The organism is Kitasatospora sp. NBC_00315 (assembly GCF_041435095.1).
GTDB lineage: Bacteria > Actinomycetota > Actinomycetes > Streptomycetales > Streptomycetaceae > Kitasatospora.
On record NZ_CP108025.1, the window covers coordinates 869,839 to 895,343 of the forward strand.

The 25,505-nt window shown below is 73.3% G+C and carries 20 protein-coding genes; 8 read left to right on the plus strand and 12 right to left on the minus strand.

Features of this window, described 5'->3' with window-relative positions; translation table 11 throughout:
• Window positions 1-96: 96 nt before the first annotated feature.
• On the minus strand, window positions 97-984 hold the full coding sequence (locus OG823_RS03630) for a PhzF family phenazine biosynthesis protein (RefSeq protein WP_371477438.1): 888 nt from the start codon (window positions 982-984) through the stop codon (window positions 97-99).
• A gap of 381 nt (window positions 985-1,365) precedes the next feature.
• Between OG823_RS03630 and OG823_RS03635 the strand changes: the two genes are divergently transcribed.
• From OG823_RS03635 to OG823_RS03650, 4 genes are all read left to right on the plus strand, one after another.
• The gene (locus OG823_RS03635; protein ID WP_371484289.1) at window positions 1,366-1,842 is read left to right on the plus strand and encodes a MarR family winged helix-turn-helix transcriptional regulator; all 477 of its coding nucleotides are present in this window, start codon (window positions 1,366-1,368) and stop codon (window positions 1,840-1,842) included.
• 329 nt (window positions 1,843-2,171) lie between these two features.
• On the plus strand, window positions 2,172-2,981 hold the full coding sequence (locus OG823_RS03640) for an MBL fold metallo-hydrolase (protein WP_371477440.1): 810 nt from the start codon (window positions 2,172-2,174) through the stop codon (window positions 2,979-2,981).
• A 77-nt stretch (window positions 2,982-3,058) separates the two neighbouring features.
• Window positions 3,059-3,433: a nuclear transport factor 2 family protein gene (locus tag OG823_RS03645; protein WP_371484290.1), complete on the plus strand. Its 375-nt coding sequence runs from the start codon at window positions 3,059-3,061 to the stop codon at window positions 3,431-3,433.
• A gap of 193 nt (window positions 3,434-3,626) precedes the next feature.
• Window positions 3,627-4,886, plus strand: a complete 1,260-nt coding sequence (locus tag OG823_RS03650; protein WP_371484291.1) for an NAD(P)/FAD-dependent oxidoreductase — start codon at window positions 3,627-3,629, stop codon at window positions 4,884-4,886.
• Between the two features lie 277 nt (window positions 4,887-5,163).
• Here OG823_RS03650 and OG823_RS03655 read toward each other — a convergent pair whose 3' ends face one another.
• On the minus strand, window positions 5,164-5,883 hold the full coding sequence (locus OG823_RS03655; RefSeq protein WP_371477442.1) for a dienelactone hydrolase family protein: 720 nt from the start codon (window positions 5,881-5,883) through the stop codon (window positions 5,164-5,166).
• A 390-nt stretch (window positions 5,884-6,273) separates the two neighbouring features.
• On the opposite strand from OG823_RS03655, the gene OG823_RS03660 reads away from it, so the two are divergent.
• A complete protein-coding gene (locus tag OG823_RS03660; RefSeq protein WP_371477443.1) occupies window positions 6,274-7,251 on the plus strand; it encodes an aldo/keto reductase in 978 nt (325 codons plus the stop codon).
• A gap of 111 nt (window positions 7,252-7,362) precedes the next feature.
• On the opposite strand, the gene OG823_RS03665 is transcribed toward OG823_RS03660, so the two are convergent.
• The gene (locus tag OG823_RS03665) at window positions 7,363-7,881 is read right to left on the minus strand and encodes a nuclear transport factor 2 family protein (RefSeq protein WP_371477444.1); all 519 of its coding nucleotides are present in this window, start codon (window positions 7,879-7,881) and stop codon (window positions 7,363-7,365) included.
• Window positions 7,882-8,087: 206 nt separating this feature from the next.
• Window positions 8,088-9,044, minus strand: a complete 957-nt coding sequence (locus OG823_RS03670; protein WP_371477446.1) for an alpha/beta fold hydrolase — start codon at window positions 9,042-9,044, stop codon at window positions 8,088-8,090.
• Between the two features lie 276 nt (window positions 9,045-9,320).
• On the opposite strand from OG823_RS03670, the gene OG823_RS03675 reads away from it, so the two are divergent.
• Window positions 9,321-9,905: a hydrolase gene (locus OG823_RS03675; protein ID WP_371477447.1), complete on the plus strand. Its 585-nt coding sequence runs from the start codon at window positions 9,321-9,323 to the stop codon at window positions 9,903-9,905.
• A 173-nt stretch (window positions 9,906-10,078) separates the two neighbouring features.
• Here the strand turns inward: OG823_RS03675 and OG823_RS03680 are convergent, their stop codons facing one another.
• The gene (locus OG823_RS03680; protein ID WP_371477448.1) at window positions 10,079-11,263 is read right to left on the minus strand and encodes a copper resistance D family protein; all 1,185 of its coding nucleotides are present in this window, start codon (window positions 11,261-11,263) and stop codon (window positions 10,079-10,081) included.
• A gap of 304 nt (window positions 11,264-11,567) precedes the next feature.
• Complete coding sequence (locus OG823_RS03685; RefSeq protein WP_371477450.1) at window positions 11,568-12,164, minus strand: TIGR03086 family metal-binding protein; 597 nt, start codon at window positions 12,162-12,164, stop codon at window positions 11,568-11,570.
• Between the two features lie 237 nt (window positions 12,165-12,401).
• Here OG823_RS03685 and OG823_RS03690 point away from each other — a divergent pair, with 237 nt between their 5' ends.
• Both OG823_RS03690 and OG823_RS03695 read left to right on the plus strand, forming a co-directional pair.
• Complete coding sequence (locus OG823_RS03690; protein ID WP_371477452.1) at window positions 12,402-13,985, plus strand: FMN-binding glutamate synthase family protein; 1,584 nt, start codon at window positions 12,402-12,404, stop codon at window positions 13,983-13,985.
• Between the two features lie 234 nt (window positions 13,986-14,219).
• The gene (locus tag OG823_RS03695) at window positions 14,220-15,947 is read left to right on the plus strand and encodes a thiamine pyrophosphate-dependent enzyme (protein ID WP_371477454.1); all 1,728 of its coding nucleotides are present in this window, start codon (window positions 14,220-14,222) and stop codon (window positions 15,945-15,947) included.
• 32 nt (window positions 15,948-15,979) lie between these two features.
• On the opposite strand, the gene OG823_RS03700 is transcribed toward OG823_RS03695, so the two are convergent.
• The 6 genes from OG823_RS03700 to OG823_RS03725 form a co-directional block, all read right to left on the minus strand.
• On the minus strand, window positions 15,980-16,654 hold the full coding sequence (locus OG823_RS03700) for a hypothetical protein (RefSeq protein ID WP_371477455.1): 675 nt from the start codon (window positions 16,652-16,654) through the stop codon (window positions 15,980-15,982).
• A gap of 209 nt (window positions 16,655-16,863) precedes the next feature.
• Window positions 16,864-19,098: an RICIN domain-containing protein gene (locus tag OG823_RS03705; RefSeq protein WP_371477457.1), complete on the minus strand. Its 2,235-nt coding sequence runs from the start codon at window positions 19,096-19,098 to the stop codon at window positions 16,864-16,866.
• Between the two features lie 279 nt (window positions 19,099-19,377).
• Window positions 19,378-21,036, minus strand: coding sequence for a sigma-70 family RNA polymerase sigma factor (locus OG823_RS03710; protein WP_371477458.1), 1,659 nt, complete (start codon window positions 21,034-21,036; stop codon window positions 19,378-19,380).
• 295 nt (window positions 21,037-21,331) lie between these two features.
• The gene (locus OG823_RS03715; protein ID WP_371477460.1) at window positions 21,332-22,081 is read right to left on the minus strand and encodes a transglycosylase family protein; all 750 of its coding nucleotides are present in this window, start codon (window positions 22,079-22,081) and stop codon (window positions 21,332-21,334) included.
• Between the two features lie 816 nt (window positions 22,082-22,897).
• Complete coding sequence (locus OG823_RS03720; RefSeq protein WP_371477462.1) at window positions 22,898-23,560, minus strand: response regulator; 663 nt, start codon at window positions 23,558-23,560, stop codon at window positions 22,898-22,900.
• 64 nt (window positions 23,561-23,624) lie between these two features.
• On the minus strand, window positions 23,625-25,487 hold the full coding sequence (locus tag OG823_RS03725; protein ID WP_371477463.1) for a sensor histidine kinase: 1,863 nt from the start codon (window positions 25,485-25,487) through the stop codon (window positions 23,625-23,627).
• Window positions 25,488-25,505 lie beyond the last annotated feature (18 nt).

A 25,505-nucleotide genomic window follows, 5' to 3' on the forward strand; every position in this document is an offset into this window, starting at 1 on the left:
CCGCCCAACCGGCGAACGCCCCGAGGACCGCCCCCGGCCGCGGGCCGCCCGTGCCGAGCGGGGCCGCCGTGTCGCCCGTCAGGCCGCCGGAGGGCGTCAGGCCGGGATCGGGACGGCCGTGCCGGAGACGCGGACCCGCTCCTCCCCCGCACGCAGCTCCACCCGCAGCACGCCCGGCCGCCCCATGTCCGCGCCCTGGTGCAGGGTCAGCACGGCTGCCGACGGAACGGCGCCCAGATCACGGAGGTAGGCACCGAAGGCGGCGGCCGCCGCGCCGGTGGCCGGGTCCTCCACGACGCCGCCGACCGGGAACGGGTCGCGGACGTGGAAGGTCCGGTCGTCCTCGCGCCAGGCCAGTTGCAGGGTGGTCAGATCGCGGGCGGTCATGTAGGCCGCCAACCCGTCGAAGTCGTAGTGGAGGTCGGCCAGCCGGGACCGGTCGGCGACGACCAGCACCAGGTGGCGGACTCCGGCGTAGGCGAACCGGGGCGGCAGCGCCGGATCCAGCTCGGCGGCGGCCCAGCCGAGGAGGGCCAGCGCCTCGTCCACGTCCCCCCGCTCGGCCGGTTCGGTGTGCGGTGCCACGCTGGTCAGCGTGGCGCGCAGGACACCCGCCGGGTCCTCGTCGACCGCCACCGGCACCTCGCCGGCGAGGGTGCCGAAGACGTACTGCCCGGGACCGACTCGTTCGGCGAGCGCCACAGCTGCGGCCACGGTGGCGTGCCCGCAGAACGGCACCTCCCGCAGCGGGCTGAAGTACCGCACGTCGTAGGCCCTGGACGTGGCGGTCGGGCTGAGGAAGGCGGTCTCCGAGTAGCCGACCTCGGCCGCGACGGCGAGCATCCGGCCGGCCGAGAGCGCGGCCGCGTCCAGGACCACGCCGGCCGGGTTGCCTCCAGCCGGATCGGCGGCGAAGGCCGCGTATCGCAGGACCTCGGGAACCTCGGATGCCTCGGGTGTCGCTTCGGTCGTCTCGTTCGTCATGACCGGTCGAACGCGACGGACGAACGCCGGATTCCCGGTCGGGGAAGGCGGCGCGCCGAAGAGCGGCCGGTCCACCCGCGCACCCGACGACCGGGCAACCGCGCCGCGTGTACGCGATACGCGATGCTGGGCTCCCGGCGGTTCGGCGCCGGGAGCGGAGTGTCCAGGAGAGACGGGCGGTGTCCGGTGGCGGACGACGGCGTGGCGGACGACGGCGTGGCGGATGACGAAGTGACGGACGGCGGCGCGACCCCGGCCCGCGGAGCAGTGGACGGCAGAGCAGTGGACGGCGGAGCAACCGACGGCACAGCGGACGACAGCGGAGCGGGCAGCAGCAGGAGTACCGGGAGTACGGGGAGCGGCGCGACCGACGGCGACGGGATCTCGACCGCGGCTCAGGCGGCGGGGGACGGGCGGGTGCTGGCTTTCGGGCACCTGCTGGGGGCTGCCGCACGGCTGGAGCACATCCTGGGCCGGGCTGTGGAGGAGGCCTGCGGGATCAGCCACTCGGTCTTCGAGGTGCTGCTGGTGCTCGGTCGGGCGGGCAGGCCCGGGCTGCCCATGCGGGAGATCGGGCGGGAGCGAGTTCTGACCACGGGCGGGGTGACCAGGCTGGTGGACCGCATGGAGGCGGCCGGACTGGTCCGCCGTACCCAGCATCCGGAGGACCGCCGGGTGCAGCTGGTGACGCTGACCGAGCTGGGTGAGCAGACCTGCGTCCGGGCCGCCCGGGTGCACGCGGAGAACGTCCAGCACTACTTCCTGGACCGGCTGCCGCAGGCCGACCGCGACCGGTTCGTCCGGGATCTGCGGTTGCTGAGCCGAAGCGCGGGGGAATCACTGCCACGCCTGCGCTGACCGAACGGCACTCCTCCCGAGCTGCCCTTTCGGCGCAGCCGAGGGTGCGGGCGGGGGCCGGGCGGCGGAGTCTGGGCGGAAGACTGCACGACGGGCGCAATGCCTGATCGATCAGTTGCTGTTCGATCAGTTTCTTCACCCCTCCACGCGCGGCCCGGCACCCGAGGCGTAGCCGGCGCCCCGGCCCGAGCCCGGCGGATCCTGGACCGGACCACCCTCCGGGGCGCCGGTACCACCCCCGTCGAAACCACCACCGCGCATGCCACCGCAACCGCCCCCGCCGGCACCACGCCCCGAGCGCCGCCGCCGTCCGAGGAAGGACCCGTCCCATGAGCGCCCTCGACTTCCAGGTCATCGACAGCCCCGACAGCTCGCTCAACAAGACCGCCGTCCTGGTCACCGGCGAGAGGGAGGCCATGCTGATCGACGCCGGTTTCACCCGCTCCGACGGCCGCCGCCTGGTCGAGGCCGTCCACGCCACCGGCAAGAGGCTCACCACCGTCTTCGTCAGCCACGGCGACCCGGATTTCTACTTCGGCGCCGAGGAGATCCAGGACGCCTTTCCCGACGCCCGCTTCCTCGCCCCGCACCTGGTGGTCGAGCACATCACGGAGACCTACCCGGGCAAGCTGCAGACCTGGGCGCACCTGGGCGAGGAGCTCTCCACCCGGCTGGTGCTGCCCGAGATCCTCGTCGGGGACGAGCTGGACTTCGAGGGACACCGATTCGAACTGCGTGGCGCGGACTTCCATCTGCCGGACCGGCACTACCTCTGGCAGCACCAGCACCGCGCGCTGCTCGGCGGCGTCCTGCTCTTCGAGGGCCTGCACGTGTGGACCGCCGACACCCCCGCCCCCGAGCAGCGCGCCGCCTGGATCGACCTGCTCGACGGTATGGAGGCGCTCGATCCGCGGTTCGTGGTGGCCGGCCACCGCACTGCCGGCGCGCCCACGGACACCACAGCGATCCGGCACACCCGCGACTACCTGCGGGCGTTCGAGACCGAGGTCGGCAAAGCCCCCGACGCCGCCGCCGCGCAGGCGGCCCTGGAGGGGCTGTACCCCGACGCGGGCATGGTCCTCGCCGTCGAACTCGGCACGAAGGTCGCCAAGGGCGAGATGTCGTGGGACCGACCGTGACCACCACCCCGCCCACCGACCCACACAGCGCCGCCTCGCCCGTCGCCGCGCCGCCACCCTCCCACGCCCCGGCCGACGTGGTCCGGCGCCAGTACCTGGCCTCGGCCCACGGCGACCTCGCCGCCCTGCGGGCGACCCTCGCCGACGACGTCGAGTGGACCGAGATGGCCGGCTTCCCGCTCGCCGGGACGTACCGCACTCCCACCGGCGTCACCGCAGCGGTCATGGAGCGGCTGGCCGCCGACTGGGACGACTGGACCGCCCACGACGACACCTACGTGGTGGACGGCGAGAACGTCGTCGTGCTCGCCCGTTACACCGCGCGCAACCGGGCCACCGGCAAACCGCTCGCCGTCCGCGTCGCCCACCACTTCGTCGTCCGCGGCGGCCGGATCGTCCGGTTCGAGCAGTTCGCCGACACCGCGCTGGTACGCGAGGCGATGACCGGGTAGGCGCCGCACGAGCCCCGGCAGGCCCCGCCCGAGGAGCAGGCCCCCTCACCGGACAGCCCGAGGGGCAGGCCCCCTCACCGGACAGGGGGCCCTCACCCGAAAGGGGGAGCCTGCCGCGCCGCGCGCCCCGGAACCTCGACTCACCCGGGCCGCGCGGGCAGGCTGTCGCAGGCGTGGGAGAGCAGACGAGGAGCTGACCGTGAGCACAGGCAGGGACCGGGCGTTCGTGATCGTGGGGGCGAGCCTGGCCGGGGCGAAGGCCGCCGAGGCGCTGCGGGAGGCGGGCCACGACGGCCCGGTCGTCCTGGTCGGCGAGGAGCGGGAGCGCCCCTACGAGCGGCCGCCGCTCAGCAAGGGCTATCTGCTGGGCACCAGCGAGCGGGAGAAGATCTTCGTCCACCCTCCGCAGTGGTACGCCGAGCACGACGTCACGCTGCGGCTCGGCACCGCCGTCACCGCGGTCGACCCGGCGGCGCACACCGTGAGCCTCGCCGACGGCGAGCGGCTCGGCTACGCCAAGCTGCTCCTCACCACCGGCTCGTCGCCGCGTCGGCTGCCCGTTCCCGGCGCCGAACTCGCCGGAGTGCACTACCTGCGCCGGGTCGAGGACTGCGAACGGCTGAAGGCGGTGCTCCGCCCGGCTGCCAGGATCGTGGTGATCGGCGCCGGATGGATCGGCCTGGAGACGGCCGCCGCGGCCCGCGCGGCCGGTGCCGAGGTGACCGTCCTGGAGTCCGCCGAGCTGCCGCTGCTGCGGGTGCTGGGCCGCGAGGTCGCCGAGGTCTTCGCCGGGCTGCACCGCGACCACGGCGTCGACCTGCGCTTCGGCGTCCAGGTCGAGGCCCTCACCGGGGGTGCGGACGGCGTGGCGGGTGTCCGGCTGGCCGACGGCAGCACGGTCGCGGCCGATGCGGTCGTCGTCGGGATCGGCATCACCCCCAACACCGCCCTGGCCGAGGCGGCGGGCCTCACCGTCGACAACGGCGTACGGACGGACGAACGGCTGCGCACCTCCGACCCGGACGTCCACGCCGCCGGCGACGTCGCCAACGCCTTCCACCCGCTGCTCGACAAGCACATCCGGGTCGAGCACTGGGCGAACGCGTTCAATCAGCCCCAGACCGCCGCCCGGGCGATGCTCGGCCAGGACGTGGTGTACGACCGGATCCCCTACTTCTTCTCCGACCAGTACGACCTCGGCATGGAGTACACCGGCCATGTCGAACCCGACGGCTACGACCGGGTGGTGTTCCGAGGCGACGTCGCCGGCCGCGAGTTCATCGCCTTCTGGCTCTCCGGCGGCCGGGTGCTGGCCGGGATGAACGTCAACGTCTGGGACGTCACCGACCCGATCCGCGAACTGGTCCGCTCCGGCCGACCGGTCGACCCGGCCGCCCTCGCCGACCCGGCCACCGACCTCGCCGACCTCGCCGACCTGCCCGACAAGCGCTGAAGCGGCGCCTCGTCGAGTCACCTCGGCCTGCCGGAGGACCGAAGATCGGCGCGGCCCGGCCCGGGGCCCGGCGGTCGAGCAGGTCACCTGCCCGGGTGATCCTCGCGGGACCGGCCGGGCGCCGCCCCGGTCGCGGTGGTACCACCGCGACCGGGGCGGCCGGCCATCGGTGGGCCGTCGCCATCGAGGAGGCTCGGGGCCTCTGTTCGACGGCGACGGCCCGGCCGACCCGCCTACCGCCTACCGCCTACCGCCTACCGCCGGCGACGGTCCGGCCTCACTTCAGGTGCCGGTCGTAGAACCGGCCCCCGTCCTCCACCTCGAACCACGGGGTGCCGACGTGCCCCCCGAGATTGGCGTGCAGGGTCTTCTCCTTGCTGCCGAAGGCGTCGAACAGGTCCAGGGCCCGCTGCCGGGGGTTCCCTTCGTCGTCCCACTGCAGCAGGAACAGCAGCGGGACGGTGATCTGCCGGGCCTCCTCGCGCTGGGCGCGGGGCACGTAACCCCCGGCGAAGAGACCGGCGGCCGCGATGCGCGGCTCGACCGCCGCCAGCCGGATGCCGACCGCGGTCCACCCCGAGTACCCGACCGGTCCGCCGATCTCGGGCAGTGACAGGAGGGCGTCCAGGGTGGTCCGCCAGTCCGGGACCGCCCTTTCGACCAGCGGGCCGATGAAGGACTCGAAGATCTCGTCGACCGGCTCGCCGGCCTGCATCGCCCGGCGGAGGTCGGCGCGGGCCTGCTCGTCGGCGGCGGACCGGGGCCGGTCACCGCACCCGGGGGCGTCGATGGCGGCCACCGCGTAGCCGTTCGCCGCGTAGTGCCGGGCCCGGGCCACGAGTCGGGGTTCCCGCTTGGGCAGGCCGTTGTTGTGGGCCATCAGAATCAGCGGAGCCGGTGCGGATCCGGGCGTCCAGAGGGTGCCGGGGATCTCGCCGAGGGTGAATTCGCGTTCGACGACGCCGTCGTCGAGATGCTGTTCGGAAGTGAACTGCATGGTCGTGCCTTTCGGGAGTGCTCGTGAACGGCGCTCCCGGACGACCTATCGCCCGACCGTGACCCCGGAGGAGAGCACCCATGTCGATACTGCGTTCACGGGTACCACCTCCTCGTTCTCTCGCACGGCCTCCGGAAGGCTAACAGTGGTCGCGGTGGTTGACCAGCGGGTTCCGGCGCAGGCACCGCGGCTCGGTTCCGGCGCAGGCACCGCGGCTCGCCGCCCTGCCCGTGCACGTCGAGCGCGTCGCCCCGCTCCGCGGTCCTCCTGCTCCCGGCGCGCCCGCCCGCCGCTCGTGCGTCGAGGCGCCAGGCTGGGGCAGGCGAAGTGATCGGGTCGCGGCCCACCGGGCCGTACCACTGGAGCAGTTCAGCGGAAGGAGTGTGCGTGATGAGGTACATCAAGCTGCGTGACCTGGAGGTTTCCCGGATCGGGCTGGGCGCGATGGGCATGTCCAGCGCCTACACCGGTGCAGGCACCGACGACGCGGAGTCGATCCGTACCGTGCACCGGGCCTTGGACCTGGGGGTCACGCTGATCGACACCGCCGAGATCTACGGCCCCTACACCAACGAGGAACTCCTGGGCCGTGCCCTGAAGGGACGCCGCGACCGGGTCGTGCTGGCGACGAAGTTCGGCATGGTCTCCCACGCCGGCGACGGTCCGGGGAACCTGGACAGCAGCCCCGCCAACATCCGCGCCGCCGTCGAGGGCTCCCTCAAGCGGCTGGGAACCGACCACATCGACCTGTACTACCAGCACCGCGTCGACCCGGACACCCCCATCGAGGAGACCGTCGGCGCGCTGGCCGAGCTGGTCGCCCAGGGCAAGGTACGGGCGATCGGCCTGTCCGAGGCCGGCCCCGACACGATCCGCCGCGCGCACGCCGTCCATCCCGTCACGGCCCTCCAGTCCGAGTACTCCCTGTGGACCCGTGGCCTGGAACAGCAGGTGATCGCGGTGCTGCGGGAGCTGAACATCGGCCTGGTGCCCTTCTCCCCTCTCGGGCGTGGCCTGCTGACCGGGCAGATCCGCTCCACCGACGATCTCGCGGACGACGACTTCCGGCGCACCAACCCGCGCTTCACCGGCGAGAACTTCCGGCGCAACCTCGCGCTGGCCGACCAGGTCCAGGCCCTGGCCGCCGAGGTCGGCGCCACCCCGGCCCAGGTCGCCCTGGCCTGGGTCCTGGCCCAGGGCGACTTCATCGCCCCCATTCCCGGAACCAAGCGCGTCGAACGCGTGGAGGAGAACACCGCCGCCGACGCACTCCAGCTGACCGACGAGCAGATCGCCCGGCTCAGCAGCATGCCCCAGGCCGCCGGCGACACCCACAACGAAGCCCAGATGCAGATGATGGAACGCTGAGGCGGGTCGTCAGGGGCCGCCCGGAAACGGGAACCCTTCTCCGCACCGCGGAACCCCGTTCCGCGGTGCGGAGGGTGGCCCCGGGCCCGGTGATCGCGAAACGCGGACGGGTCACCGCCGGCCGCCCGGCTCCCCGCGCGGACGCAGGGCTTCGGCGACAGCCGCGGTGTCCCAGTAGAACGGGCGAAACTCGGTGATGAGCCCGTCTTTGACGGTGATCAGTTGCATCACCGAGGTGTCCAGGACCCGACCGCTGGCGCGGGCCCGCAGACGACCCCGGTTCAGCACCACGACAGAGTCCCCGTCGACCACGAACCGCTGTTCCAGGAACTCCAACGACTGCCACGCCACGCTCATGGCGGCCATGAACTCCTCGATGCCGCTCGGCCCGCGCCACGTGCCCCCGTAGGGCAACCCCGGAGCCTGGTACATCACCACCTCGGGATCGAGGCACTCGGCGAGCCCGTCGAAGCGGGCCCTGCCAGGACCTCCGGCCGCGATGTAGGCCGCTTCGGCCGAGTAGAACTTCTGCAGCACCGCCAAGGCGTCGCCCGGCGCCCGGCCATCTGCGCGCGGCTCGGCCGCCGATGCCGCGATCGGCCTTGGGTTCCTCGTGTGTTCTCCGGTCACCACCCCAGGGTGGCGACCCGGCGGCGAGGACGCTCGCAGCATTCGGACGTCGCGTTCCGAGCCCGACCGTGCCGGGCGGCACGGGAGTTCCGGCTGACGGACCTGGCTGCAAGCCCGGCTCCCGCCGTCCGTCTCGCTCCGTCTCGGTCCGTCTCGACAGACCTCCTCCGTCGGTGCGACGTCATGTCCGGTCGGCGGAGCCGGCGTCAGAGGCTGTGCAGGAAAGCGATCAGCGCCTCCGACACCTCCTTGGGTCGCTCCTGCTGGATCCAGTGGCCGGCGCCCTCCAGCCACTGGATCCCGCGCAGCCGGGGCACGTGGTCGGTCAGGGTCGCCAGTGCCTCCCTGGCCCGGGCGTTGGAGACGACGAGATCCTTGTCGCCGACGACGTACAGGGCGGGCCGGAGGATCCTCGCGCCGTCCCAGGCCGCCGTCAGCTCCCAGTTGCGGTCGAGGTTCCGGTACCAGTGCAACGGGCGGCGGAACCCGCCCGTTTCGAACTCCCCGGCGAGGAAGGCGATGTCGGCTTCCGTCACCCAGTCGGGCAGCTCGGCCGGCTCCCGGAAGACGTCCAGGAACCCTCCGCCGTCGGGCACCAGCGGCAGGCCGTCGGGGCCGGTGAGCGGCGCTCCGGCGAGCAGCCGGCGGAAGGTGGCGGCCGGGTCCCGGGCGAGCTCCGCCTCCGGCGGGCCCTGCTGCTGGAAGTGCAGCATGTAGTACGACTCACCGAAGAGCCTGCGCATCGCCTCGGTCGGTCGCAGCCTGCCCCGGGGGGACGGCGGGACGGAGAGCCCGACCACGGCGCGCACCACGTCGGGGCGCACGAGCGCGGTGTTCCAGGCGACCGGCGCGCCCCAGTCGTGCCCCACCAGCACGGCCTGCTCCGCGCCGAGCGCGCGGATCAGGCCGACCGCGTCGCCGACCAGGTGCAGGATGCTGTAGCGATCCACCTCGTCCGGGCCACCGGTGCGCCCGTAGCCGCGCTGATCCGGGGCGACCGCGTGGAAGCCGGCCTCGGCGAGCGCCGTGAGCTGGTGGCGCCAGGAGTACCAACTCTCCGGAAAGCCGTGCAGCAGCAGCACCAGCGGTCCTTCGCCGGCCTCGGCGACGTGCATCCGCAGGCCACCGGCCGTCTCCACGACACGGTGAGAGATCTCCGTCACTGGCCCTCCCTCGGGTTCGGCGCCCGCATCGGGCGGGTGCGGCGCCGGGGGCGCCGGTCACCAGTGTCGGTGGCACAGCACCCCACCGGTCAAGAGGGCGCGGCGGGGCACGGGCGATATCCGCAGTCCAGACTTGTCAGTCTGGACTGCGCAAACTAGCGTGGACGCGAACCGCCCGGTCGTCGCCGCGACGGGGTCGCGCCGCACCCGACCGATCCCACGGCTCGACACCCCGCGCACCTCTCACCCCGTACCCGCCCCCCGAAAGGCGAGCTCATGGCCCTGACCACGATCGACGAGCGCACAGCCCTGGTCCTGATCGACCTCCAGGCCGGTATCACCGCCGCTCCCACCACCCCGCTCTCCGGCCCCGAGGTGGTCGCCCGCGCCGTCGAACTCGCCGCCGCCTTCCGCGACCACGATGCCCCGGTCGTCCTCGTCCGGGTCACCGCCGCCGCGGACGGCGCGGACGCCGTGCCGGGCCGCAACGAGCAGCCCCGCCCGACCGGGGGCCGGCCGCAGGGCTGGGACGTCATCGTGGACGAGCTGGCCGGCCACCCGTCGGACATCCAGGTGACCAAGCGGAACTGGGGCGCCTTCCACGGCACCGACCTCGACCTCCAGCTCCGCCGCCGTGGCGTCACCCAGATCGTGCTGGCCGGCATCGCCACCAGCATCGGCGTCGAATCCACCGCCCGGGCCGCCCACGAGCACGGCTACCACGTCACCCTGGCGACCGACGCGATGTCCGACCTGAACGCGGACGCCCACCGCAACAGCATCGAGCGGATCTTCCCCCGCCTCGGCGAGAGCGGCAGCACCGCCGAGATCATCGAACTGCTGGAGAAGACCCGCGCCTGAGCGCGGGTCGGCCGGGGACGCCCCGCGCCCGCCGACCGTTCGCGGCCGGACGCCCCCGGTCGGGGCCGTCCGGCCGCGGCATGCTCCGGCGTGGTCCGTGCTCCGGCGTGGTCCGTGCTCCGGCGTGGCCCGTGCTCCGGCGTGGTCCGTGCACCGGCCGGTTCGGGCACGTGTCAGAGCGCGGCAGCGGCAGCAGCCGGAACCGGGACCGGGCGCCGCGCGAGAGCGTCGGAGACCCTGGCCGTGATGTAGAGCGAAGCCGCGAGGATGACCACCAGGGCGGCGCCGGCGGCGAAGATGCTGCCGCTCGAAACGGCGGGCGCACTGCCGGCCTGCGAGCGGGCGGAGCCGCTGAGGAACGGCACGACGGCCAGCACGGCCACCCCCAGGGCGACCTCGCCCCAGACGACCTGGGGGAAGTGCCACAGCGTCAGGTGCAGCAGCGAGGCGGTGGAATCGTCGCGACGGGCCCTCGCGATACGCGGCATCAGCCAGAACTGGTTGAAGCCACCGGCCACGACCATGCCCAGGACCAGCCCGATCTTGACGAGCAGGGCGAATCCGTAACCCGTCGTCCACAACTGGCCGATCGAGCCGACGTGCCGCCAGCTCATCCAGAGCCCCGAAGTGAGCACGGCTCCGACGCAGATCAGGGCGACCAGGCTGAACCGGCGCCAGAGATCGGCCCACAGGACGCCCGCGTTCTCGCTCATCCGCCCGCGGGCGGTGGCGAGGACGGCGAGCAGCGCCAGACCGCCGATCCACACCGTGCCACTGACGATGTGCACCTGGTCCAGCAGCGGATCGAGGACGTGGTCGCCGTCCTTCGGCGCGGTGGCCGGTATCGCCGCGACGAGCGTCACCGCGAGCGCCAGGGGCAGCGCGGTGAGCGCGACGGTGTTCAGGTGCCGTCGCACCCGGGGGGCGAAGAGTGCGACCAGCGCGGCGGACGCGAGAACGAGGACGACGTTCTGCACCAGGTAGATCGTGCCCTGGGCGACCCAGGCCCCCTTCGCGGCCGGTGCGCGCAGGAAGTCCCAGATCCGTCCCGGCGCGAGCGCCTCGCCGAACGGCATGCCCTTGCCGGCCCGGGCCAGCCGGGCGGCGAGCTGGAAGTAGCCGGCCACGAGCAGGACCAGGCCGGCCCAGGCCAGGTAACCGGCCGTTCTCCTTCGCAGGACCTCGGTGTCACCGGCCTCGGTCCCCTGGGCGCGCAGGGCGGGGCGAATGACCGCCGCATACGTGACGGTGGCACCAACGGCTCCGGAAAGGCCAAAGAAATAGCCCGATTTGGTCAGGATTCGATAGAGCTGAGGCGTGGTGTAACCCGCCGAGGCGGCCAGGTGAACGAAAGTCATAGTAGGGAAGGCTAACCTAATAAATCAATGCTTCGCGACGCCCTCGGCGTTGATCGTTGAACCGTTGTGAGCGGAGACCCTGGCCCCTCTCCTCCTGAAACACCCTCCGCTCCTGAAACACCCTCCGCTCCTGAAACACCCTCTGCTCCGCCGCCGACCAGCTCCGCGAGCGGCGAGCGCCAGGCCACGAGCGCCCGGCCGGGCGAGGCGTGGCTCGGCCCGGGGCACAGCGTCGACCGCTCGACACTCCGGGCCGGGACGGTACGGCGGCCGACAGGCGCGGCCGGCGCGCCGCGGGACCGGCTCAGGTGTCGGCGGCCCGGTGGCGGCCGAAGAATGCGGCGAGGCGGTCGTACGTCGGGGCGTCCGGTGCGATCGGAAGCTCGGGGCCGAAGGCGTGACCCTCGCTCTCCTCCCCCCGGAACTGCGGGCGCAGCGCGCCCTGGGCCCAGGCGAGCGCGGCGCGTCCGACCTGCTCGTCCAGATCGGTGGAGCGGCCTGTGGCGGTGGCCAGGTCCCAGGCGTGCACGGCGAACTCGGCGGCCTGCTGGTCCACCGGGAACCGGGCCGGGAGCTCGCCCATGCCGGGTACGTCCAGGACGCCCGTGAGGTCACCGGCCCGGCGCCAGGCGGCGAGCAGGTCCTCGGCGCCCGCGTCGAAGGCCCGCTGCCAGTGGTCGGTGACGCGCTCGGCGGCGGTGTTCCGATCCGGAATGCCGCCGGCCGCACGGAGCGTGAACTGCTTGATGTCGTCGAGCAGATGACTGATCAGGTCGGTCACGTCCCAGGAGCGGCACGGGGTGGGCAGACCGGCCTGATCGGGCCTGACCTCGCCGATGACGGCACTGGCCTGGCGAAGAGCGCGGGCGAGCTGCCCGACCGGGTCGGTGCTGTCGGACACGGGTGCCTCCTGTGACGGGTCGGGTGAGGGCCGAGCCCGATCCTGGCAGTCCGTGGTCCTCGATCGACGGCGACTGGCCGTGGAGGCGCCCGAAGGTGGCGGACGAGGTCGGGCCGCCGAGGGCACGCCACCGGTCGGAGGGATCCGCCGCCGCCCCTCCGGAGGCCGGAGGGCGCGCGCACCCCCTCCTTGGTGCCGGGTCCGCTTGACGGCCGCGATCGGGGACAGACGGTGGCCGTGCTGAGAATCGTGTGGGTTGCCCTCCTGGCGTGCGCCGCCGCCGTCGCCGTCACAACCGCTGTGCTCCGGTCGCCGTGGTGGTGGGCCGCGGCCGGGCCGCTGCTGGCCGTACTCCTGCTGGCGGGCCGGGATCTGCTCCAACGCCGGCACTCCGTCCTGCGCAACTACCCCGTCCTGGGTCATCTGCGGTTCCTGCTGGAGGGCGTGCGACCCGAACTCCAGCAGTACTTCGTAGAGCGCAACTTCGACGGACGCCCCTTCGACCGTGACACCCGCTCCATCGTCTACGAGCGTGCCAAGGGCACCGAGGCCGAGGAGCCGTTCGGCACCGAACTCGACCTCTACGCGACCGGCGGCGAGTTCCTGGTGCCGTCGATGGCCCCGTGCCCCGTCCCCGAGACTCCGCCGCGGGTGCGGATCGGCGGGCCGCACTGCACCCAGCCGTACGACATGGCGCTGCTCAACGTCTCCGCGATGAGCTTCGGCTCGCTCTCCGCCAACGCCGTACTCGCCCTCAACACCGGCGCCGCGCTCGGCGGGTTCGCCCACGACACCGGCGAGGGCGGCCTGTCCGAGTACCACCTGCGCCCCGGCGGTGACCTGGTGTGGGAGATCGGCACCGGCTACTTCGGCTGCCGCACCGAGGACGGCGGCTTCGACGAGGGCCGGTTCGCCGAGAAGGCGGCCAACCCGCAGGTCAAGTGCGTGTCGCTGAAGCTCAGCCAGGGGGCCAAGCCCGGGGTCGGGGGTGTCCTGCCCGGGGCCAAGGTCAACGCCGAGATCGCGCGGGTCCGCGGCGTCCCGCAGGGCGAGACCGTCACCTCCCCGCCCTACCACCGGGTCTTCTCCACCCCGCGCGAGCTGGTCCGGTTCGTCGGGCGGATGCGCGAGTTGTCCGGCGGCAAGCCCACCGGCTTCAAGCTGTGCGTCGGTTCGCGCCGGCAGTTCCTCGCCGTCTGCAAGGCCATGCTGGAGGAGGATCTCACTCCGGACTTCATCATCGTCGACGGCGCCGAGGGCGGCACCGGCGCGGCGCCGCTGGAGTTCGCCGACCACGTCGGCCTGCCGCTGACCGACGGCCTGATGATCGTCCAGGACGCCCTGGTAGGCACCGGTCTGCGCGATCGGATCAAGATCGGCGCCAGCGGCAAGGTCGCCACCGGCAGCGACCTCGTCAAACGGCTCGCGCTGGGCGCCGACTACACCAACGCGGCCCGGGCCATGATGTTCGCCGTCGGCTGCATCCAGGCCCAGCGCTGCCACACCAACACCTGCCCGGTGGGTGTGGCCACCCAGGACCGGCACCGCGCCCGCGCCCTGGACGTGGGCGACAAGTCGCAGCGCGTCCGGCGCTTCCAGGAGGCGACGGTCAAGAGCGCCCTGCAGATCATGGCCGCCATGGGCGTGCAGGATCCGGCCCAGCTGCGTCCGCACATGCTGCGGCTGCGGGTGGACACCCACACCATCAGCTCCTACGCCGACATCCGCCCCTGGCTGGCCCCCCGGGAGCTCGTCGAGGGCGCGCCGCCGTCGTGGGCCGAGGACTGGCAGGCCGCCGACCCCGACACCTTCACCGTCTGACCGTCCGGGCCGACGGCCGCGCTCCACCGGGCCCGGTCACCGTCTCGGCCCGACCGGTTCCCGACCGGAAGCACCGCCCGGCAGCCCCGCTCACCGAGTCCCCGCTCGACAGCCCCGCTCACCGCGTTCCGTCTCGACAGCCCCGCTCACCGAGTCCCCGCTCGACAGCCCCGCTCACCGCGTTCCGTCTCGACAGCCCCGCTCACCGTCTGCTCCCTCGGAGGACCGCTTCTCATGGCTCGTACCGTTGCCCGTGTGCTCATCGACGCCCTGCAGGAACTGGGCGTGCACCACGTGTTCGGCGTCGTCGGCGACGCGCTGAACCCGCTGACCGACGCCATCCGCAGCACCGAGGGCGTGGAGTGGGTAGGCTGCCGCCACGAGGAGGCCGCCGCGTTCGCCGCGGGCGCCCAGTCCCAGCTGTCCGGCACCCTGGGCGTCTGCATGGGCACCGTCGGGCCCGGCGCCGTGCACCTGCTCAACGGTCTCTACGACGCCGCGAAGAGCCGGACGCCGGTGCTGGCCATCACCGGACAGGTGCCGCTCGCCGAGATCGGCAGCGACTACTTCCAGGAGGTCGACAACGACCTGCTCTTTCGCGACGTCGCCGTCTACCGCGCCACCGTCACCTCCCCCGACCAGATGCCACGGATGCTGGAGGCCGCCGTCCGCGCCGCGATCAGCGAGAGCGGCGTCGCCGTCCTCACCGTGCCCGGCGACCTCGGCGACCGGGAGGTCGGCGACGACCGCCCCGCCCGGTTCCCGCACACCCGCCCGGTCACCCGGCCCGACGAACCCGGTGTCCGCGAGGCCGCCGAGATCATCAACGCCGCCTCGAAGGTCACCCTGCTGGTCGGACGCGGCGCGCGCGAGGCTCGCCGGGAGGTCCTGGCCCTGGCGGAGCGGATCGCCGCACCGATGGTCCTCACCCTGAAGGCCAAGGAGGGCTTCGAGGGCGACAACCCCTACCAGGTCGGACAGACCGGCCTGATCGGCAATCCCGCCGCCGCCCATGCCCTCGACGGCTGCGACGTACTGGTCATGCTCGGTACCGACTTCCCGTACCGCGACTGGTATCCCACCGACTGCAAAGTCGTCCAGATCGACGTCCAGGAACGCAACCTCGGACGCCGGATCCCGCTGGACGCCGGCCTGGCGGGCGATGTCGGAGCAACGCTGCGCGCTCTGCTGCCCCATCTGGGGGCCACCACCGACCGCTCCCATCTGGACGCCGCACGCGAGGACTTCACCCGCTGGCAGACCGGCCAGCAACGACTCGCCGACCCGGCCCACGACCGGCACCTCACCGGCCGGCTGCGCAGCGCCCTCGACAACCGGGAGCACGACATCCGCCCCGAAGCCCTCGCCGCCACCGTGGACGCTCTCGCGAGCGAGGACGCGATCTTCACCTCCGACACCGGTATGGCGACCGTCTGGCTCTCCCGCTTCGTCACCATGCACGGCCGTCGGCGCCTGTTGGGCTCATACAACCTCGGCTCCATGGCCAACGCGATGCCCCAGGCCCTCGGCGCCCAGCTGTGGGCACCCGACCGGCAGGTGGTGGCCTTCTGCGGCGACGGGGGCCTGAGCATGCTGCTCGGCGACCTCATGACGATCAGGACCCATCAACTGCCGGTCAAGCTCGTGGTCTTCGACAACCGCCGCCTGGGCATGGTCAAACTCGAGCAGGAACAGGCGGGCCTCGCCGAGTTCGGCACCGAGCTCGACAACCCCGACTTCGCGGCCGTCGCCACCGCCCTGGGCCTCACCGGTATCCGCGTCACCGACCCCGCCTCCCTGCACGACAGCGTCCGTCGCGCCTTCGACACCCCCGGCCCCGTCCTGCTGGACGTCCTGACCAACCCCCAGGAACTGGCCGTGCCCGGCAAACCCACCGCACAGCAGGGCTGGGGCTTCGCCATCGCCAAACTCAAGGAGACCCTCCGGAGCAACGAGAACTGACCGGCACCCGGCCCGCCGCCCCCGCGAGCGGTTCAGCGGGCGGCGCGGCGGCGGGCCCGGCGAACCAGCAGGGCGACGCCGATGACGACGGCGAGGGCGACGGCGACGGCGATCGCCCCGAGAACGGCGAACCCGGTCACGAGCCGACCGGAACCGGAGTCGCTGCCGGGCTCCTTCGGCGACCCGGACAGCGGAGCGGGCCCGGCAGTCACCGGCGGGCTCGCGGCCACCGGCGGGCTCGCGGCTTCGGCGGCCACCGGCGGGGCGGACGCCGGTGCTGCCACCGGCGGGGCGGACGGGGACGCCAGGCCGTCGACCGTCAACTCGGCCGTGCCGCGCCCCAGAGCGGGGAAACCGGACTCGACGGTCACCGACCAGGTCCCGCTGGGCAGCGTCTCACGTGTGGTGAAGGTGGCCGGGGCGCCCTGGACCGCGAGCAGGCGCCAGGGGCCGAGCGCCCGCCCGTCGGCCGAGACCGCGCTGAGGGTGGCGGCGACCTCCTCGTCCACCGCGTCACCGTCGTTCTCCCAGGTCGCGACCGCCTGGGGGTGGCCCTGCACCAAGCCCGTGATCCGGAAGTGGATCGTGTCGCCGTGCGCGTCGGCCGGCTCGGCCGGGCCGAGGGCCAGAGCGAGGCCGAGCAAGGGGACGAGGACGAGGCCGGCGATCCGGCGGACCGTGGTCAGGGCGCTGCGGGGGCTGTGCATCGGTGGAGTGACTCCTCGGCGGATGGCGACGGATGGCGGCAGATCGGGGTGACGCGCGGCGGAGGGGGGTGATGCAGGACGGAACGGGGTGATGCAGGACGGAGCGGGGCCCCAGGGGACACCTCGGGGCGGCCCGAGGCCGACCGGAGTCGACCGGACGGACGCCCGGCCGCGCGAGGAGATCCCCGCGCGGCCGGGCACCGGCGGGGTCAGGAGGCCGGCTGGACGGTCCAGTTCTGGTAGCCCTGGCTGTCGGGCCGCTGGAGCTCCAGCAGTCGGCCGCCGTAGTACCAGCGGCTGCTGACGCCGAGGACGAGCGGACCACCGTCGGCCGTCAGCGTGTAGCCGCTGTCGGCGGCGGTCAGCTTCCATCGCTGGTCCGCCGAGGCGGGATCGCACGACTGCTGCATCACGTACTGGCCGGGCAGCGCCCGGCCGCCGATCTGGAGGCACTTGCCGGACAACGCGGACCTCACCCGGAGGAAACCGTTGCCCGCGTCGTCGAAGAGCCACCGCTGGTTGGCGTACCCGGTGCGCTGGTAACCGATCAGTACGGCGCCGTCGCCGAGCGAGCTGCCCCACATGTCGGCCGACTGGCCGGTCAGGCTGTTGAGCAGCAGGTATGCCTTTCCGGGGACGGTGGCACCGGTGGTACCGCCGGCCGCCAGGGTGCGGAACGAGGCGGCGCGGCCGGGCTTCGAGATGCTCCCGCCCTGGTCGTGCACGGCCACCGCGAAGGCGTACGTCGTGTCGGGGCGGAGCTGGACGACACGGACCACGGTCGAGCGGACCGTGGCCAGGGCCCGGCCGTTCAACCGGATCTCGTACAAGGCGGCCGAGGTAACGGCCGGCCAGCTCAGTACGGCGGAGTTCTGCGTGATCTGACTGACGGTCACCGCGGGTCCGGTGCCCGGCGTCGGTCCGGCGGTCGCCGTCGGGGTCGGGGTCGCCGTCGCGGTCGGGGAGGGCTTGGCGGTGGGCGTCGGGCTGGGCTTGGGCGACGCACTGGGGCTGGGACCGGCGCTCGTGCTGGGACCGGGGCTCGCGGTGGGACCGGGGTTGGGATCGGGGTTGTTGCCGTTACCCGCGATCAGGAACTGGTTGTTGGCGATGTTCCAGTGCGAGGTGAGGTAGGTGCCGGGCTTGGGCGCGGTGTTGAAGTAGTCGTCGTGGTTGCAGTCGAGGCGCTCGTCCTGCGAGCGCTCCGGGCAGACGGTCTGCATGGCCGGGTAGTACGGCGCGTCCGAGTAGCACATGATGTCCCACTCGTCGACGCAGTGGCCGGCCCGGCTGGTGTGCGGGGCACTGTTGTTCACCGCGCCCAGGTTGTGGCCGAGTTCGTGCGCGGCGGTCGATCCGCTCCAGCAGCCGGAGTCCGTCCGGCCGTACGAGGGGCCGAAGTTGCTGCGATTGTCCTGGCCGGGGCGCTCGTCGCCGTTGAACGTGCCGATGCCGCAGTAGACCTGGGCGTCAGCGAAGATCATGTACTTCCGGTCCTGCCGCTTGTAGCCCTGCGCGGCGAGGGCGTCGTTGGCGGCACCGAACTCGCCCAGTGCCGCGGCCGACACCTCGACGTCGAGCACCGACACCGTGCAGTCGGGGGCGGTGACGTAGCGGACATGACGCACGCCCCCGGTCTCACCGGCGCTCGCGTTGTAGATCGCGTCGGTGTCGGCGGCCCACTTCTTGAAGGACGGCAGGTACTGAGCGAATCGGTCCTGGCCCGCTGCGTGCAGGTAAAGCACCTGCACCCGGTTGCCGCTCGTGCCGTCGCCGTCGCAGACCACCGTGCTGCCGGCCGGAGCCGCCGCCGGAGCGGCCGCCGTGCTGCCGGCCACCGCACCCGGCACGCCGGTCGCCGCCGGAGCCGCGGCTGCGGCTGGTGTGGTCCCCGTGGCGCCGAGCAGCGCGCCGGTCTGTGCGTCGAGCACCGGCGGCTCACCGGCCAGAAGGTCCGAGGTCGCGGGTGCCGGGACGTTTCCGTCACCCTGCAGGGCGGGGGCCGGATCGGTCGCCGGGACCGCCGGCGGCGTGGTCCGGTGGACGTCCACGCCGGCCGGCGGTGCGTCCGGTCCGTGCGTACAGAGGGAGGCCTGGGAGACCCGGTAGACGCCGACGCACGGGTCCTCGGCGGGCGCCGGTGTCAGGCCCGTGTAGACCATGCCCCGCGCCGGTTCGTCCTTGGGTATGCCCGTCAGCGGTGTCGGGGCCTCGTTGTGCTGCGGCTTCGACGCGGGCGACGGAGCCGGGGAGTCGCCGTCGGCGTCCACCGGCGCGACCGCGCCGGCCTGCAGCGGCTGTCCTGCCGCGACCGTCGTCGGACGGTCGTCCATCGTGGTGTTGACACCCACCACGCCGGCCACCACGGCGGCGGCCACCGCGACGGCGGTGACCAGCAGCGTGCGGGGGCTGCGGCGTTTGGGGAGGGCGCGCCTTCGTGCCATGTCGATCGTCCTGTCTGTTCGCTCGGGTAGCGGATCGGGGTCGGGAGTGCTGCTGCTCGGTGTCAGTGGCGTTGGGTTTTGGGCGTTGGGCGGTGGGCGTTGGGCGGTGGGCGGTACCGGCGGTGGGCCGGGCCGGCGGGCGGGTGCGGGACCGTCTCCGGGACCGCCCCGGGGCATGGCTGAGGAGGAGTCGGCCGACGGAGGTCGGCGATGGACAGCCCGCGAGGGCCGGGAGGGGTGAGGGGGCGAAGGAGGGTGGGGTGGACCAGGCGGTCCCGGTCAGCGGGCGGTACCGAAGTCCTGCGTCCACCAGGGCCCACCGGGGCCGAAGTGGACACCGACGCCGATGTCCTTGAACGCGCAGTTGAGGATGTTCGCCCGGTGGTCCGGAGCATTCATCAGTTCGGCCACCACCACGGCCGCGTCATCCCGGCCGTAGCCGATGTTCTCGGCATAGGTGGTCCACCGGTAGCCGGTGGCGGTGATCCGGGCCGGGGCGGTGATGCCGTCCGGGTCGGTGTGGCCGAAGTAGCCGCGCACCGCCATGTCGTCGGCGTGCGTCTGGGCGGCGGTACGAAGCCGCGGGTCGGTCCGCAGCGGAGCGCACCCCTGCTTCGTCCGCTCGCTGTTGAGCAGATCGACGACCTCTCGCTCGAACGGGGAGAGCAGGACGGCGGGGACGGCGGGACCGGTCCGGGCGGCGGACGCCCCGGGCGAGACCGACGGGCGCGGTGAGGGTGAACCCGACGCGGGCGACTGCCTCTGGGGCCGTGGGGGCGGCGACAGCGTCGGTGTCGCCGACGGCCCGTCCGGGGCGGTGACCGAGGGCGTGGCCAGGACGCTCGGGGGCATCGACGGCGGCACGCCGGTGATCCGCACCGGAACCGGCGCCACCGCCGGGACGGAGACGGCCCGGGCCTCGTCCGGTCGCGGCGCGTCGGGCATCGCGCAGGTGAGGACGGCAACGGCCGCGACCGCGGCGATGCTTCCGACCATCGCGGTCGTGCGCGGGATCCGCCGAAGCGGTCGCCCCGGGTGCGGCCCCACTGCCCCGCCGCCCCCCGGAACCGCGGGCGGGACAGCGGGCGGAGCGGCGGACGGAGCAGCGGGTGGGACAGAAGGTGGGACAGAAGGTGGAGCAGCGGGCGGGACGGTGGCGGCGCCCGAGACGGCCAGGTGATCCGGCACCGGGACGAAGGCCAGTCCGGCCAGCAGCCCCTCGGCGGGCACCAGACCGTCGCGGTGGCCGCCGCAGTCCACGCAGTCGCGGGCGTGACGGGCTATCCGCTTGCGCCAGAGCGGGCCCGGCGTGCCGTCCCAGCCCGCCGTCAGTGTCTCCAACTCCGCACAGGCCGACGCCGCCGACAGTGCGCGCACCACCACCCGGGCGAGCTCCAGCTGCGTCTTCATCCGCTGCACCCGGACGGTCACGTGCTGCTGCGGTTGCTCCAGGGCCAGGGCCACGTCCGCCCGGGTGAGCTCGCCGGCGGCCTCCAGCCACCAGAGTGCGAGCAGGTCACGGTCACCCTCGTCCAGCCAACGGGTCGCCACGGTCACCTCGCGGCGCTGACCCGAGAGACCGAGCCGGACGATGGTCAGGCCGACGAAGTCGGCGCCCGGGTCGGCCACCTCCCGAGCCTCCTGCAGCCCGTCACAGAGCGCTGCCGAGCGGTGCGCCCGCTGGTGACGACGTACCTCGTTCATCGCTATCGCCACCAGCCAGGAGCGGTAGCGGGTCGCGTCCCGCAGCCCGGCCAGTCCGTCGACGACCCGCAGCATGGTCTCCTGCACGACGTCGTCGACGTCGGAGTTCCCGCTCAGCGCGCGACCGACGATGTTGTAGACCAGGGGCAGGCACTCCGCGATCAGGGCACCCTGTGCCCGCTCGTCCCCGGCCTGCGCTGCCGCGACCATGTCGGTCCCGTTTGCACTGTTCACCTGCGTCCGCTCTCCCCGTGGGCCTGCCCGAAAAATGCTCCGACACCTAGGAGACCTGCGGCCCGCACCGCGATAACAGAAATCCGGGACGAGTTTTTCGGGGGGAGTCGTCGCCCCGGAACCGTCGGTCGGCGCAACGCGAAAAGCCGCCCCCTCCGAGGAGGGGGCGGCTTCTTGTGTACGTCGTGCCTGTGACACATCGCAGCTGACGCCAGGGACCTGATGCCGCGCCGAACGTGACGCCGCGACGGATCGCCGCGGCCGGATCAGGTCGGGCGGAACCAGGTGCGGCGGATCAGACGGAGAGCGTCTGGCCCGGGTAGATCAGGTCGGCGTTGCCGCCGATGACCTGGGCGTTCTTCGCCTCAAGCTTCGACACCGAGGTGCCGAACTTCGCGGCGATCTCGCCCAGGGTGTCACCGCTCTTGACGGTGTAGCTGCTGCCCTTGGCGCCGGCGTGCTGACCGGCGGACTTCCAGGACTTCACGGCGTCCGTGGAGGTCGACTGCTTCGAGTCGGCCTTGGGGGAGCTGTTGGTGGCGGCCGTGTCGTTCGAGGACGAGGTGGCCGGCTTGGCGGGCTTCGCGGCCGGGGCGGCGGCGGGAGTGCTGCTGGTCGCGGCCGAGGAACCGGTGTCCACCGAGGCGGGGGCGCCACCGGCGGTCAGGCCGGCCTTGACGGAGCAGACGGGCCAGGCGCCGGGGCCCTGCGAGGCGAGGACCTTCTCAGCGATGGCGATCTGCTGCGCCTTGGTGGCCTGGTTGGCCTGCGGGGCGAACGCGGTGCCGCCGTAGGCGGCCCAGGTGCTGGAGGTGAACTGCAGGCCGCCGTAGAAGCCGTTGCCGGAGTCGATGCTCCAGTTGCCCGTGCTCTCGCACTGCGCGACCTTGTCCCAGGTCGAGACCGAGGCGGCGGAGGCCGAGTTGGCCGTGACGAGGCCGGCCACCGGCAGGGTCACGACGGCCCCGCCGATCAGGGCCATCCGCACGCGGTTGCGCTTGGTGGCGGTCTTGGTGGCAGCGGCGGTCTCGTTACGGAAGGTCATGGAGGTCCTCTCGTCAGCCCCGGGCAGGCATGCGGAAGCAGAGCCCCGAAGGGCCTGTTCGTCACTCGCCTCACTCGATGAGCGGCTGGACGCGCAGGATCGCGTCACGCCGCACCGGCTCCCCTCCGCACACCGTGGACCACGTCGAAGCGGTCTCTCCGGTGGGCACGTCCGGGGCCGGCGAACCGGCGGGACGTGCGGTGGGGGTGAACCCGGGTGGTGCTCGATGCACCGACGAGAACGAAGCTACGGGCCCCGGAGGTTTGCTTCAAGCAATCAGGCGTTCGCCCAGGTCAGCCGATGGTTACCCGGAGTATTGATCAAGGAATTATGCCCTAATTCGGGTATTTCGGGGTGAATTGCATGATCAAAAGGCGGTTTCGGGTGCTCGCGCTCACACTCCCGCCCCTATGAGCCCGCTCACACGGCCGACAGGGCGCCGCCGTCCGCTCACTCCGGGTGAGAATCCGCCGCAGCCGGCACGTCCGTCGGAGCACCCCGCGTGGTGCCCGCCACACGGGGGCCCCACCGGCGCTGTCGGGGCGTCACCCCGGCCGGCGGCCGTGGATCAGGCGGACGCGGAAGCCCGGCGGTGTGGAGGAGAGGCACAGGCCGGGCGGTGCAGGGAGGGAGGGTGGCCCGACAGCGCAGAGCCCGCGGCACAGGGGCCGGCAGCGCAGGACCCGCAACGTAGGACCGGCAACGTAGCGGCCAGGCGGCACGGAGGTCACCGGACCGGGGTGCAGGCACCGGACGCCGGGCGCAGGCACCGGACGCCGGGGCCGGCGCAGGCGCGGCCAGGTTCGCCTGCCGGCGTCAGGCCCCCAGACCCGCGTCGCGCGCGAGCAGCGCGGCCTGGACACGGTTGTCGCACCCCAGTTTGGCCAGGATCCGGCTGACGTACGTCTTCACCGTCGCCTCGCTCATGTGGATGCGCGCCCCGGCGTCCGCGTTGGAGAGCCCTTCGCCGAGCAGGGCCAGCACCTCCAGCTCCCGGGCGGTCAGCAGCGCCACCCGTCGGCGGGCCGCCTCGCTCCGCGCCACGGCGGGGCCGGTCCGGCCGGCGGCCAGGCTGTCCACGATGTAGCGGGCCGCCACCGGTGAGAGGAAGGCGTTGCCGCCGGCCGCCGCACGGACCGCCTGGATGAGCTCGGCGGGCGCGGTGTCCTTGAGCAGGAACCCGGCGCCACCGGCGGCCACCGCGCGCAGCACGTTGTCCCGTTCGCCGAAGGTGGTGAGGACCAGCGCGCGGGCGCCCGGCGCCACCCGGGGCAGCTCGCCGAGGGCGGTGAGACCGTCCATGACGGGCATCTGGATGTCCAGCAGCACGACATCGGCGCGATGCGTCCTCGCCAGTTCCAGCGCCTCGCGCCCGTCGGCCGCCTCGGCCACCACGTCGATGTCGTCGGCGGAGGAGAGGATCATCCTGATCCCGGCCCGGATGAGCGGTTCGTCGTCGGCGACCAGGACTCGGATCACTGCTGGTCCTCCTGCTGGGACTCAGGGGCGGTCGACCGGGCGCTCCGGGCGCCGGCCGGCGTCGTCATACCTTTGCACGGTAGTGCTGCTTGTCGATCAGCCTGCCGTCCTTGAAGCAGAACCGGGCGACGTACTCACTGCTGAAGCCGCCGTCCTCGCCCGGCTGGTCGGAGACGAACCACAGGCAGGTCGCGCCCTCGGGCGGTGTCGGTCCGCTACCCCGGTAGCCGTCGGTCAGGAAGCGGCTGCCGACCGGCAGCCCGGCCCGGACGTCCGCCTCGGGAGTACCGACCACCATGGAGTCGTACGTCCGCTTGTCGACGGTGGCGTCGTCCAGCTCCCGGACGAAGCCGACCACGCCCCAGACGGCCAGCCCGATCATGACCACCAGCACGCCGGTGGCACCCACGGCGCAGCCGAGAGCCGGGTGGCGCCGGCGCCACCTCCGACTGCCCTCCGCCGTCTCGTGCACCCAGCCGGACTCCCCCTCCCCGGCGAGCGCCGCCGGGGCGTCGTAGGCATAGGGCAGGACGGCGGCGAGCCGCCAGCCCCCGCCGACGGCGGGACCGGCGTGCACCATGCCGCCGACCAGCCGGGCCCGCTCGCGCAGCCCCGTCAGCCCCTGGCCGCCGCTCACGGCCGGCGCGGCGGCGGGGGCGGTCACCGGGTCGTTGGCGATCTCGACCACCAGGGCGTCCGGCTCGTAGCGCAGCGCCACGCTGATCGGGGCACCCGGAGCGTGTTTGTGGGCGTTGGTCAGCGCCTCCTGGACGATCCGGTACGCGGCGTGCTCCGCCGCCGCGGGGAGCGGCCGGCTCTCGCCACTGCGGCTCACCGCCACCGTGGCGCCCGCCAGCCGGGAGCTCCTGGCCAGCCGCTCGATCCCGTCCAGTCCGCCGGCGCGGACCGGACCGGGGTCGGCGGCCCCCGGCAGGGCGGGCACGGGACCGGCCGGCGCCGGCTCCTCGTGCAGGACACCGACCACCTCGCGCAGCTCCCGCATCGCCGTGACGGCGGCCTGCCGCAGCACACCGACGGCCTCCCGCTGCGGGCCGGTGAGGGTGCGGTCCACCTCCAGGGCCCCCGAGTGCACGGAGATCAGCGCGAGCTGGTGGCCGAGACTGTCGTGCATGTCCTGGGCGATCCGGTGCCGCTCGCGTAGCCGGGCCTGGCGCGCGACCATGGCCCGCTCCCGGATCAGCTGCTCGTTGCGTTCCCGGAGGGTGGTGAGCAGGGTACGGCGCTGGGCGAGGTAGCGGCCGGCCAGGGCGGGCAGCACGGCGCAGAGCAGGAACCCGGCGAGCGTGATGCCCATGATCCCCTTGACGGGCACCGAGTCGTCGCCGTGCCAGAGCGCGGTCGCCGTCATCAGCACGAAGGAGGCGGCCATCACGCCGGTCATCGGCAGCACCCGGACGACCCGGTAACCGGCCGACCAGGCGGCGAAGACCACCAGCGGGGTGACGCTGTCGATCGCCCCGGCCCCGGCCGCCGTCACCAGCAGGACCGGCACCGGCAGACCGCGCCGCATGGCGAACAGCGCCAGGACCGCAGCCGAGCAGAGCGCCGCCCGCACCGCGCCCTGGTGGCCGACCAGCGCGAACAGTGCCGCGCAGGCGGCGATCAGCACACCCCCGGCGCTCTCGCGCAGCACCAGCCGGACCGGCCACGGGCCGGGGAAGACCCGGCGCGCGATCGCCCCGGCCCGCCGCACCCCCCGGCCGTCGGACGGCCCCGGCGCCGGGGGACCACCCGGCTCCGCACCACCCGGCTCCGGACCACCCACCTCCGCACCGGCCGGCTCCACACCGGCCACGGGCGAGTCCGTCACCGACGCACGGCCTGCCGCCGCACGGCCCACCCGCGCGTCGGCCGCCACCGCGCCCGCCGCTCCCCCACCGTTCACTGCCCCCGTTGTCGTTGCCACCCGGGCAGGCTAGCGGCC